We start from the raw sequence: 11459 nt of genomic DNA, 5'->3' as shown, positions 1-11459 counted from the left end.
GCCCTCCCTGCTGCGCACCGAGATCCTGCCCTTCGCCGGCCCGCCGATCGGGTCGCCCGAGCGCACGCCCGACATCTCGCCGACCACGACTCCGCTCGGCCCGGTGCCCGCGACCACGCCGCACGGGCCATTGATCGTGATCGGTCCGCGCACGGCCGGGGGGACGGGTCCCTCGACCGGCCGTCGGACCAAGCGGGTCGCCCAGACCGCCGGACTCGCGGCCGCCGCGGCTGTGGCGGCGGGTCTGTTCATCGCCTGGCCCTCGCCCGGCGACGGTTCCCCGAGCGGGCTTACGGCGGTGGCCCCGAACGCCCACGACACCGGCTACTCTGCCTCGCTGGCCGCGACGCCGGACTATCCCGGAGCCTCCCCGGCGAACACGGTCGCGGCGCCGTTCGCGCACGTCCCCGGCATCTCGCCGGCGCCGCAGCCGTCCTGGCCCGACGGCGCGGGCGACCAGGCGCGGACGACTCCGGCCGCTCGCGAGGTACGGCCGGATCGGCCGAACATCACGCACCCACCGGACATGCCGCCCCCGTCGACGTCGCAGCCGCCGACGACTCCGACGACGCCCCCGACGCAGCCGCCGACCGACCCTCCGGCGGATCCCCCGACCGAGACGCCGTCCGAGACACCGCAGCCGACGCCGACCCCCTCTTCAGACCCCTCGACGCCGGTGTCGGAAGAGGCCGCCCCGTCGAGCGGTCCCTGACCCGGCATCGGGCCGGCCCTGACCCGCATCGAGCGGACCAAGGCCGGGCGATCCCATCCGGGCGGGGAGGCCGGTCAGGACTTGGCCGGGTAGTTGATGCCCTCCTCCAGGAGGAGGAAGATCTCAGCGAGCACGTCTGAGAAGCGCGCGTGCTTCTGCACGCCGAACGCCCACGCGTCGAAGGCGCTCCGGAAGGCGCAGGTCGCGGCACCGGCCGCCACGTGCGGGCGAAGATCGTCGCTCGGGTCGACGCCCATGCGTTCGGCGATGACGCGGGTCAGTTCGGCCTGCTTCTTCTGCCCGTGTTCGAGGCTGCGTCCGAGTACGGCCGGGCTGCTCTCCATCAGCTCCTGGATGCACACGAAGCGCTCGGGGTCGAACCCGAAGGCCCCGTCCTCGCAGGCCCGCAGGACGCCGACGCAGGCCTTGCGCAATGCCGTCATGACCGGATCATCGGTCGGCTGAGCCCCGAGCGCCTCGACCACCGCCGCGAACTGCTCCTCCTGGAATGTCAGGACGACGTCCTCTTTCGAGGCGAAGTAGCGGAAGAACGTCCGGGACGAGACGTCGACGGCGTCGGCGATCTCTTCGACCGTGGTCGCGTCGAAGCCCTTCCCCTGGAAGAGGACGAACGCAGCCTCGATGAGAGCCTCGCGGGTGCGCTGCTTCTTGCGCTCCCGACGACCTTGCTGGTCGGCCCGGAGCGTCTCGTGAACAGGCGCCGTCGCATTCATGGCCGCAGTGTAGCCGCGAAGTCACCAGCTGACAACGGTCGCGTGATGACTTTTGTCGTGATGTGCATCATGTCTCATTCCGGCGGAAGTCGTTTGACGACAACTGTCACGTCATGACAGTTTTGGCTCCAGCATCTCAGTCAGTCATCGCATGGAGGCCCACATGTCCGAGCCCTCGACCGTCGCGGTCTTGGAGAAACCACCACCGGCCCGCACGACCCAACGAAGCGGGCATGGTCATCCCTGGCTGACCCTGATAGCGGTGGCTCTGGGCGTGATGATGGTCGGCCTCGACGCGACCGTCGTGTCCATCGCCAACCCGGCCATCGCCCGTGACCTGAACGCCGACCTGGCAGGTCTGCAGTGGGTCACCAACGCCTATCTGCTGGCCCTGGCCGTGACCCTGATTCCGGCCGGCAAGATCGCCGACCGGTTCGGACGGAAGAAGACCTTCCTCGTCGGCGTGGTCGGTTTCGCCATCGCCTCACTGTTCATCGGCATGTCCGGCGGGCTCGGCATGGTGATCTTCTGGCGGGTGGTGCAGGGATTCGCGGGGGCACTCCTGCAGCCGGCGAGCCTGGCGATCCTGCGCAACACCTTCCCCGCCGAGCGGCTCAACGCGGCCATCGGCATCTGGGGCGCGACGGTCGGCATCTCCATCGCGGGCGGCCCGATCGTCGGCGGCGTCCTGGTGCAGCACGTCAACTGGGAATCGGTGTTCTTCCTCAACGCGCCCCTCGGCCTGATCGCCCTCGCCGTCGGCCTGTGGGTCATCCGGGAGTCGCGCGACGAGGAGGCGACCGGCTCGTTCGACATCCCCGGCGTCATCCTGCTGTCGACCTCGCTGTTCGCGCTGGTGTGGGGCCTGATCAAGGCGGGCTCGTACGGCTTCGACGACGTGCTGCCCCTGTGGTCCTTCGCGGCCGCCGTGGTGCTGGGCGTCGCGTTCGTCATCAATGAACTGCGGGCCGAGAAGCCGCTGCTGCCCCTCGGCCTGTTCAAGTCCGTGTCACTGTCCGCGGCGACCGGGCTGATCGTGCTCGGGTTCTTCGCGATGTTCGGCACGATCTTCTTCATCACGCTCTACCTGCAGCAGGTGCACGGGATGAGCCCGGTCGACGCGGGCGTCCGCATGCTGCCGATGACGGGCGTGTTCATCGTGGCCTCACCCATCGCCGGCGCGCTCACCGCACGGTTCGGCCCGCGGCCACCGCTCGTCCTCGGGATGGTGCTGACCTCGGTGGCGCTGTTCGGCCTGTCCAGGATCGGCGTCGACGCCCCGTTCTCGAACCTGTGGCCATGGTTCCTGCTCATCGGGCTGGCGTTCGGCTTCGTGCTCGTGGCCGGCACGGAGGCCATCGTCGGGAACGCGCCGGAACACCTCGCCGGGGTCGCGGGCGGCCTGCAGCAGACCGCCTCGCAGATCGGCGGCGTGCTCGGCACGGCCGTCCTCGGCACGATCCTGTCCACACGGGTCAGTGACGTGCTCGTCGGCCGGCTGACCGACGCCGGTGTCGCGCCCGCCACCGCACAGCAGCTGAGCGGCACGACCGAGTACGTGTCGCAGGGCGTGGCGCCCGTACCGCCGGGCGCTCCCGAGCAGACCGCCCAGGCCATCACGACCGGAAGCCACCTGGCCTTCATGGACGGTTTCCAGACCTCGCTGGCGGTCGCCGCGGCCGTGGCGCTCGCCGCCGCTCTCGCCGCGCTGCTCGTCCGCCGGGGCCAGTCCCCCGTGGGCGGTGGCGTCGCCGTGTGACCTGCGGACACCTACAAGATCACCGCGGTAGGGGCGGGGCCTGCCCCTCGGCCAGGGCATCCGCCCCTACCGCCTATGCTCGATCGGGATGCCATCATGACCCCCGCTTTCGCCACTCCCCATCCCGATGACTCCCATCAGGACCTCTCGCTACCCGCGAGCGGCTGGGACCTGCACGTCGGGCGGGGCCCTCATCTGCGACCCGCCCTTGAGGTCCACACCTCCCACGGCCTCGTCGACATCGCCGTGGCCGGAGGCTTCGAGACACCACTGGTGCGCGGTGCCCTGCGCGGCCGCCGCATGACGCACCGGTGGGCGCTGGCCTGGGGCCACCTGCCGTCGGGTACCGAAGAGGTGGTCGTGGAGTTCCACGCCCGGCGCGGCTCCGAACACGTGACGGCCACCCTGGTCGCCGGAGCCTTCTGGGTGGCCGAGGCGCCCGGGAGCTTCCGCGCGATCACCGTCGCCGCGATGCCCGCGCTGTCGGCCGAGCGGGTCCGTCTCCGCCGGCACCGGTCATGATCGACGGCGCCGGCCCGGAGACCCGCGACGTCGAGGCGAAGCCGGCCCGGCCCTGGCGGCTCAACCGCGGGTGAGGACGAGACCGCTGGTGGGCACTCCGGTTCCGGCGGTCACGAGCACGTTCTCGACATCGGCGACCTGGTTGACGGCGGTTCCGCGGATCTGCCGCACGCCTTCGGCGATGCCGTTCATCCCGTGGATGTACGCCTCACCCAGCTGACCCCCGTGCGGGTTGACCGGGAGCAGCCCGTCGATCTCGATACCGCCATCCTTGATGAACTCCTTCGCCTCACCCCGGCCGCAGAAGCCGAGCTCTTCGAGCTGGATGAGCACGAACGGGGTGAAGTGGTCGTACAGGATCGCCGTCTGGACGTCTTCCGGCCCCAGCCCCGACTGCTGCCACAGCCGGTGCCCGACCAGACCCATTGCGGGCAGGGTCGTGAGGTCGCCGCTGTAGTAACCGAACATCATCATCTGGTCGGGACCCGTGCCCTGTGCGGCCGCCCGGATCACGGCGGGCGGATTGGCCAGGTCACGGGCGCGTTCGGCGCTCGTGACGAGCACGGCCACGCCGCCGTCGGACTCCTGGCAGCAGTCCAGCAGGCGCAGCGGATCGACGATCCGGCGTGACGCCTGATGATCTCGCAGCGTGATGGGCCGCTCGTAGAACCAAGCCCGGGGATTGGTCGCCGCGTGCCGCCGCATCGCCACCGCCACCCGGCCCAGGTCCTCGCTCGTCGCCCCGTAAGTGTGCAGGTAGCGCTGCGCGTGCATCGCGACCCACGCGGCCGGGGTGGCGAAGCCGAACGGCAGGTGCCAGGAGAACTCGAGGCCGGTCGAGGTCGCGCCGCGCTGGCCGCCGGTGGCCTGGCCGAACCGGTGACCGGAGCGCTCGTTGAACGCGCGGTAGCACACGACCGCCCGGGCCTGGCCGGTGGCGACGGCCATCGCGGCGTGCGCCACCGTTCCACAGGCGGCTCCGCCCCCGTAGTCGACGCGGGAGAAGAAGCTCAGGCCTTCGATGCCGAGCTCACGCGCGATGGCGATCTCGGAGCTGGCGTCCTGGGTGAAGGTGACCAGGCCGTCCACGTCCGACGGTCGCAGGCCCGCGTCGCGTATCGCCCCGTGACACGCCTCGACGGCGAGCCGCAGCTCCGACCGGCCCGATTCCTTGGAGAACTCGGTCGCCCCGATGCCGGCGATCGCGGCCTCGCCGCTGAGCGTCCCCCCGGTCATGACCGGCTCCCCAGCCGTACGGTGGCGGTGACGTGATCACCGAGGGCCACGGCACCGCGAACCTCGACCGTGCGGTCGTCGACGAGCCGCCCGGTGAGCGTCAGGGTGTCGCCCGCGTAGGCGGGCACGCCGAGCCGCACCGCGCTGCTCTCCACCGTGACGCCGGGCAGCGCCTCGGTGACGAAGCGCTGCACCAGGCCCATCGTCGTGAGGATGTTGAGGAAGATGTCCTTGGCGCCCTGGGCTCTGGCCAGCCCGACGTCGTGGTGCACGGGGGTGAAGTCGCGGGTGGCGAGGGCCGTCGCGATCACGAACGTCGGCGTCAGCGGAATCTCGATCCGCGCCGTGCTGACCGCGCCCGCGAGCAGATCCGCTCCGCCGTCCGCCTCCCTCCCCTCGGGAACCGGCTCCGCGTCGCTGTCCGCCCCCTCCCCGCCGTGGTCAGGCGGCAGTCCGCGGTCGGCGGGGGTCCACTGCGGAAGGGTGAGGTCATCGCCCACCCGCTCGAAGGCGAGCCGGACCGGCATGCCGATCCGCACGTCTCCGGGCGAACAGCCGATCACGTTGCCGACCATCCGTACGCCCTCTTCCAGCTCGACGAGTCCGACGACGTACGGCGTGGCGCGGCCCGGCACCGGCGGATGATGGTGCACCACATAGCTGTGCAGCTCACCGCGCCCGCTCGCGACCACGTGGCCCCGCTCCAGGGCGTGGCAGTGCGGGCACATCGGCCCAGGCGGATGCCGCAGCCGGCCGCACTCCTCGCATTTCTGGACCCGCAGCTCACCCTCGGCCACCCCGTCCCAGAAGAACCGGGTGTCCGGGCCGATCGCCGGCGCCGGCGGCGACCCGCCCTTCGCGGCGCCGGGCCTGACGGCGCGCTCCGGCGGCCGGAACTTGAGTACCCGGAAGAGCATGTCGGCGACGAGCTCGTCCCGCTCGTCGTACCAGGTCTGGTGCCACGTCACGAAGTAGCCCTCACCCAGCGCGGTGCGCTTCGGGCCGGCGATCGAACCGAAACGCATGGTCGAGCGCAGCTGCTCGCCATGGCGCAGATAACGGTCGTAGTTCTGCTCGCAGTTGGTCGCGACCACGCCGGTGAAGCCGGCACCGTCGAGCAGGCCGAGGAGCTCGTCGACGACCGACCCGGCCCTCCGCGCGCCGAGTCCCTGCATCGACCAGACCTGGATCATCGCCGGCGGCGCGAACCTCGCGTACAGGGGGTTGTCGTCGCCCATCGCCTGTGTCCAGTTACGGATCATCGCCGGGTTGACCGGGTCGGGGCAGGGCGGCGCCGCCAGCTCACCCTCGGCGCCGAGCGCGTCGGCGAGCGCCATCAACCGGTCATGCACCGGCTCGGCCTCCTTCCCGACCAAGGCCGTCACAGGGCCCCTCCGTTCGTGGCTGGCGGCCTCAACGCGGGGCCCGGGGAAGGCCGAGGCCGATCATCGCCACCAGCTCGCGCTGCACCTCGTTGACCCCGCCGCCGAACGTCAGCACGATCGCGCCCTTGACCCCGTGGTCGAGCCGTTCGACGAAGGCGGCCGTCTCGGGGTCGCCGGGGTCACCGAACCGCGCGAGCGTGTCGCCGACGATCCGGCCGACGTCCTGCATCCGCTCCGAACCGTAGATCTTGGTGGCGGACGCGTCGGCGGCGCCCAGCCAGCCGAGGTCCATGTTCGCCGCGACCTGCCAGTTGAGGAGCTCGTTGACGCGCAGGTACGCACCCACCTGTGCGACCGCCCGGCGTACGGCGGGCTCTTCGATCAGCGGCCGGCCGTCACCGCCGCGAGCGGTGCGGGCCCAGCGTTCGAACCGGTCGTAGGTGTGCCCGATGTTGCCCGCCGGGCCGAGCGTCACCCGCTCGTAGTTCAGCTGGTTGACGATGAGGTCCCAGCCCTTGTTCTCCTCGCCGATGAGCAGGTCGGCGGGCACCCGGACGTCCTGATAGTACGTCGAGTTCGTGTGGTGCCGGCCGTCCATCGTGACGATCGGCGTCCACGAGAAGCCGGGGTCGCGGCAGTCGACGACCAGCATCGAGATGCCCTTGTGCTTCTTGGCGGCCGGGTCCGTACGGGCGGCCAGCCACACGTAGTCGGCGTAGTGCGCACCCGACGTGAAGATCTTCTGACCGTTGACGACATAGTGGTCGCCGTCGCGTACGGCGGTCGTCCGCAGCGACGCGAGGTCGGTGCCGGCGCCCGGCTCGCTGTACCCGATCGCGAAGTGGCATTCGCCGCTGAGGATCCGCGGCAGGAAGAACGCCTTCTGCTCGTCCGTGCCGTACTGCAGGATCGTCGGCGCCACCGAGTTGAGCGTGATGATGGGGTACGGCACCTCGGCGCGCGCGATCTCGTTGGCGAAGATCTGCTGCTCCATCGGGCCGAACCCGCGCCCGCCGTACTCCTCGGGCAGCGCGACGCCGAGCATCCCGTCCCGGCCGAGGCGCTTGCAGTGGTCCATGTACGGGGCCCCGAAGGGGTCGCGAGCGATCTCCTCACGCTGCTCTTCGGACAGGCAGCCCCTGAAGTACTCCCGCAGCTCGGCGCGGAGCTTCTTCTGCTCGTCGGTCAGATCGATGAACAAGGTGTCTCCCGGGTGTGTTCGACGGCGCGCGCTCCACTGGCGGGGCTCATGGGGCGTGTCCCTCTCGGGCGGCGATGAGGGTGCCCAGGGTGTCGAGCTGGGCCTCGGCGCCGCCGAGCAGATGCGCGTAGTGCTTGCCCCAGGCGAAGAACCGGTGCAGCGGGTAGGTGACGTCCAGGCCGATCCCGCCGTGCAGGTGCTGGCAGGTGTAGAGCGCCTTCAGCACCGGGTCGCAGGCGTTGTACGACGCGACCGTCAGCACCTCGTCGGCCTCTTCCGCGGACGCGTCGAGCCGCCACGCCCCGGCCCACATCGCGACGTCGAGGGAGCGCTTGGCGATGTAGGCGTCGCCGATCTGCATGGTCACGGCCTGGAACTGCGCCAGTTTCCGACCGAACTGTTCTCTGGTCTTGACGTACTCCGTGGTCAGCTCGAGCGCCGCCGCGATCACACCGGACACGGTGGCCGTGGCTCCGGCGCGGGCGAACCGGATCAGCGTGCGGTATGCCGAGCCCGGCTGCGCGTCCGGGTCGCCGAGCAGCGCGTCCGCCCCGACCCGTACGCCGTCGAGGCGCACCCGCGACATCGGCTCGCCCGTGGCGGAGGGATGCGGGGTCAGCGCGGCGGCACCCGGTTCCACCAGGAACACGCCGACGCCCGACTCGGTCCTGGCCGGCACGAGGATGTGCGACGCGACGTCCGCGTACGGGACGAAGGTCTTCACGCCGTCGAGGACGTAGGAGCCGCCGTCCCGCCGGGCGGTCGTCGCGGGTTCACCGGCGCCGGGCTCGCGGACGGCGCCGGTGAGCACCGTCTCGCCCGCCACCAGGGGTGCGAGCAGCTCCCGCTGCCCGGCGGTGCCGTGACGCGCGATCGGCACGGCGGCGAGCGCCAGCGCGGCGAACGCCGGTACGGGCGCGACGTGCGAGCCGATCTCACGGAGCACGACGGCCAGCTCGACCGCGCCGAGCCCGGCCCCGCCCACCGACTCGGGCAGGCACACGCCGAGCAGCCCGGATCGGGCGAGCGACGTCCAGAGCTCCCGGTCGAAGGCCGCGCCGTTCTTCTCGAGCGCCTCCAGACGGTCGCCGGTGGTCTCCCGGTCGAGCAGCCCGGCGGCGAGCCCCTGGAGTTCCCGTTGGTCCTCGTCGAGGTCGAAGCTCATCCGGAGGCTCGACCCGGCGGCCTCGCCGGAGGCCGCGTCAGACACCGCAGAGTTCACCTATCCGTCCCTTCGTGGGCTTCGCTCCGGTCGGCGAGCAGGTGCAGGCGACCACGGCGCTCGAACTCCTCGCGCAGCCGGGTCGCGTCCTCGGGCGTCAGCCGGCGATAGGCCGGCTCCCGGCCCGGCCGCCACCAGACCGGGTCGCGCGTACGCCAGCCGGTCTCGGCGAGCCGCCGCTTGAGGATCTTGTTGGAGGCCGTGGCCGGCAGCTCGGTGGTCACCCGCACGTAGCGGGGCATCCATTTCGAGCTCAGGTCGGCACGGCTCCGCAGGTACGCCCCGAACGCCTCGGGGTCGAAGTCCCCGACCACCGCCGCCATCACCTGGTCGCCCGAGGCCGCGTCGGGGACGCCGTACACCGCGATCCGTTGTACGCCGGGTGCCGTGGCCAGCGCGCGCTCGACCTGGACGCTGCCGAAGTTCTCCCCGTCGACGCGGAGCCGGTCGAGGGAACGGCCGACGAAGAACACATGGCCGTTCTCGTCGGCGTAGACGTGGTCGCCGCTCCAGAACATCCCGTCGCGCAGCCGGTCGGCGGCGTCCTCGTTGTAGTAACCGTCGAACAACCCCAGATCACCGGTGTTGACGAGCTCGCCGACGGCCTCGTCGGCGTTGAGGACGCGGCCCGCGTCGTCGAGGCGCGCGGGCGGGCACTCCTCCCCGGTCCGCGGATCGAGCACCTTGACGCCGTCGGGCAGCGTGCCGAGGGCGCCGGGCGGGCCGAACGGGTCCGGCGACAGCGAGATGGCCGTCTCGGTGGACCCGTAGGCGTCGACGACGACGCAGCCGAACCGCTCGGCGAACGCCTCCTGCTCGAGTGGCGCGGCCTCGTTGCCGAAGGCCACCCGCAGCGGGTTGTCGCGGTCGTCGGCGCGTTCGGGAGTGCCGAGGACGTACGAGAGCGCCTTGCCGACGTAGTGCAGGTACGTGCAGCCGTGCCGGCGGACGTCGGGCAGCAGGCCCGAGGCCGAGAAACGGCGGCGGACCACGAGGCGGGCCCCGGCGGCCAGCGCGGGGGCGTACGCGGCCATGACCGCGCCGGAGTGGAAGAGCGGCATCGGGCAGTAGACGGCGTCGTCGCCGGTCAGCAGGCGTCCGGCCAGGTGCTCGCCCGGGACGGTCACCTTGCGGTGGGTGACGCGGACGGCTCGGGGCCGCCCCGAGGTGCCCGACGTGAAGATCAGCATGAGCAGCGTCTCGTCGGCGATCGCATCGGTGTCCGGCAGCGGCGCGCCCGTGTACGGGGCGAGGCGTTCTCGGTAATCGGTGCTCTCGGCGTCGAGGACGGTGATCCCCGCGGCGGTGCCACCCTCCGCGGCCGCGTCGGCCGCGTGCTCGCGCAGCCCTTCGGCGAGGTCGAGGTGACCGGGCTCGGTGACGAGGAGGTCGCAGTCGGCGCGGGCGGCGTCTCCGGCGAGTTCGGCGGCGCTGCGCGTGGTGTTGAGCGCGACGATCACCGAACCCGACAGCGCGGCCCCCCCGAGCAGGAACACCAGCTCCGGCACGTTGTCGAGGAGCACTCCCACGTGCAACGGCCGGGTGTCCGACGGCTCGGACGGCTGCGGCGGCCGGACTCGCTCACACGACTCGGACGCCGTACGGCCGGTCGCCGCCACACTGGTCATCCATGCGGCCCGGACGGCGCATTCCTGCACCACCTCACGCCATGTCCAGGCCGTGGTCGGCGCGGGCGGGTGGCCGGGGGCCGCGGTTCCGTCGTCCTCGACGCGCCAGAGCCCGGGCCGATCGTCGGTGGCGCGCGCCCGCAACTGTGCCGCCACGGTCATCGCGTCCCCACCCTCCGAGCGTCAGCACCGGCCCATGGCGAAAACTAGAACACATTCTAGTATGTGTCCAGAGGCCGGGTCGTGGCCAGAGGATCATGCGCGGCCCAGCAAGAAAGGCTTTGCTCATCTCCACGATGATCGGCAGGCGCAGGCGCACCGAACCTGTGGGATAACGCGTTCTCGTAAGCGGGGCGGTATCCTTGGGCCGGGTGACCACAGCGTTGTGTCCGGCCCCCGGCCCCGGAGGGCTCGCCCCCAACCACGACGTGGCGCGGCAGGGGGACGCCGCGCCCCCACGAGGGATCGAGACATGACCGTAGAGCCGACAGTGACCGGGCGGCAGGGTGTGCGCTCCCGCGGCCAGCACGAACGACGCAAGCGTATTGTGCAGGCGGCCGCCGCGCTGGCCTCGCGTGGCGGGGTGGAGAAGATGCAGATGCGCACCGTGGCCGACCGTGCCGGGGTGGCGCTCGGCACGCTCTACCGCTACTTCCCCTCGAAAATGGACCTCGTCGTCGCGGTGGTCAGCGAGGAACTCGACTCTCTCGAGGGCAGTCTCAACCGGCGCCCGCCCGCATCGAGCACACCGCCGAGTCGCGCCATCGACGTGCTCATGCGGGCCACCCGCGGTCTCATGCGCGAACCCGAACTGGCCGACGCGCTCATCCGCTCCCTGCTGCTGTCCAACGTGAAGACCGACTTCGGCGACCGGATGAGCGGGCTGCTGTTGCGCGCCTCGGTGGGCGGGGACGTCGAGGTGCCCGAGGACGACCGGCGCCGCAGTCTCGTCGGCGCGCTGTCGAGCGTCTGGATCATGGAGATGATCGAGATGCTGCGGGGCCACGCCACCGGCGACGAGGTCCAGGCCCGCCTCGAGGTCGCCGCCGACCGCCTCCTC

9 protein-coding genes and 1 pseudogene are annotated in these 11459 nt (G+C 71.5%); 4 read left to right on the top strand and 6 right to left on the bottom strand.

The annotated features are described in order from the left end of the window. Positions 1 to 712: pseudogene (locus HKK72_RS29865) on the top strand (hypothetical protein); the annotation flags it as partial. Between the two features lie 74 nt (positions 713 to 786). Here the strand turns inward: HKK72_RS29865 and HKK72_RS29860 are convergent. Beyond that, a complete protein-coding gene (locus tag HKK72_RS29860; protein WP_187237780.1) occupies positions 787 to 1446 on the bottom strand; it encodes a TetR family transcriptional regulator in 660 nt (219 codons plus the stop codon). A 163-nt stretch (positions 1447 to 1609) separates the two neighbouring features. On the opposite strand from HKK72_RS29860, the gene HKK72_RS29855 reads away from it, so the two are divergent. Then, positions 1610 to 3205 (top strand): MFS transporter, encoded by a 1596-nt coding sequence (locus HKK72_RS29855; protein WP_187237779.1) that lies wholly within the window; start codon positions 1610 to 1612, stop codon positions 3203 to 3205. 96 nt (positions 3206 to 3301) lie between these two features. After that, on the top strand, positions 3302 to 3727 hold the full coding sequence (locus HKK72_RS29850) for a hypothetical protein (protein WP_187237778.1): 426 nt from the start codon (positions 3302 to 3304) through the stop codon (positions 3725 to 3727). 60 nt (positions 3728 to 3787) lie between these two features. On the opposite strand, the gene HKK72_RS29845 is transcribed toward HKK72_RS29850, so the two are convergent. The 5 genes from HKK72_RS29845 to HKK72_RS29825 are packed head-to-tail and all read right to left on the bottom strand — an operon-like array spanning position 3788 to position 10561. Next, positions 3788 to 4963: a lipid-transfer protein gene (locus tag HKK72_RS29845; protein WP_187237777.1), complete on the bottom strand. Its 1176-nt coding sequence runs from the start codon at positions 4961 to 4963 to the stop codon at positions 3788 to 3790. Next, positions 4960 to 6348, bottom strand: a complete 1389-nt coding sequence (locus tag HKK72_RS29840; RefSeq protein ID WP_315987511.1) for an OB-fold domain-containing protein — start codon at positions 6346 to 6348, stop codon at positions 4960 to 4962. The genes HKK72_RS29845 and HKK72_RS29840 overlap by 4 nt, the downstream gene beginning before the upstream one ends. A gap of 28 nt (positions 6349 to 6376) precedes the next feature. Next, entirely contained in the window at positions 6377 to 7549 is a 1173-nt protein-coding gene (locus HKK72_RS29835; RefSeq protein WP_187237776.1) for an acyl-CoA dehydrogenase family protein, read from the bottom strand. 46 nt (positions 7550 to 7595) lie between these two features. Then, complete coding sequence (locus tag HKK72_RS29830; protein ID WP_315987510.1) at positions 7596 to 8771, bottom strand: acyl-CoA dehydrogenase family protein; 1176 nt, start codon at positions 8769 to 8771, stop codon at positions 7596 to 7598. Continuing rightward, positions 8768 to 10561 (bottom strand): AMP-binding protein, encoded by a 1794-nt coding sequence (locus tag HKK72_RS29825; protein WP_187237775.1) that lies wholly within the window; start codon positions 10559 to 10561, stop codon positions 8768 to 8770. Before HKK72_RS29825 ends, HKK72_RS29830 begins: the two co-directional genes overlap by 4 nt. A 310-nt stretch (positions 10562 to 10871) precedes the next feature. Between HKK72_RS29825 and HKK72_RS29820 the strand changes: the two genes are divergently transcribed. Further along, positions 10872 to 11459, top strand: a 588-nt coding sequence (locus HKK72_RS29820) for a TetR family transcriptional regulator (protein ID WP_187237774.1), incomplete at its 3' end; no start/stop codon positions are given.

Source organism: Actinomadura sp. HBU206391, from assembly GCF_014323665.1.
Taxonomy (GTDB): domain Bacteria; phylum Actinomycetota; class Actinomycetes; order Streptosporangiales; family Streptosporangiaceae; genus Actinomadura_C.
Note: the sequence above shows the minus strand (reverse complement) of the source record. Positions and strands in the feature narration are given on the sequence as shown.

What these genes read in the sequence shown, in the direction of transcription:
- HKK72_RS29860 (WP_187237780.1), bottom strand. Translation starts at nt 1,446, where the DNA reads ATGAATGCGACGGCGCCTGTTCACGAGACGCTCCGGGCCGACCAGCAA.
- HKK72_RS29855 (WP_187237779.1), top strand. Translation starts at nt 1,610, where the DNA reads ATGTCCGAGCCCTCGACCGTCGCGGTCTTGGAGAAACCACCACCGGCC.
- HKK72_RS29850 (WP_187237778.1), top strand. Translation starts at nt 3,302, where the DNA reads ATGACCCCCGCTTTCGCCACTCCCCATCCCGATGACTCCCATCAGGAC.
- HKK72_RS29845 (WP_187237777.1), bottom strand. Translation starts at nt 4,963, where the DNA reads ATGACCGGGGGGACGCTCAGCGGCGAGGCCGCGATCGCCGGCATCGGG.
- HKK72_RS29825 (WP_187237775.1), bottom strand. Translation starts at nt 10,561, where the DNA reads ATGACCGTGGCGGCACAGTTGCGGGCGCGCGCCACCGACGATCGGCCC.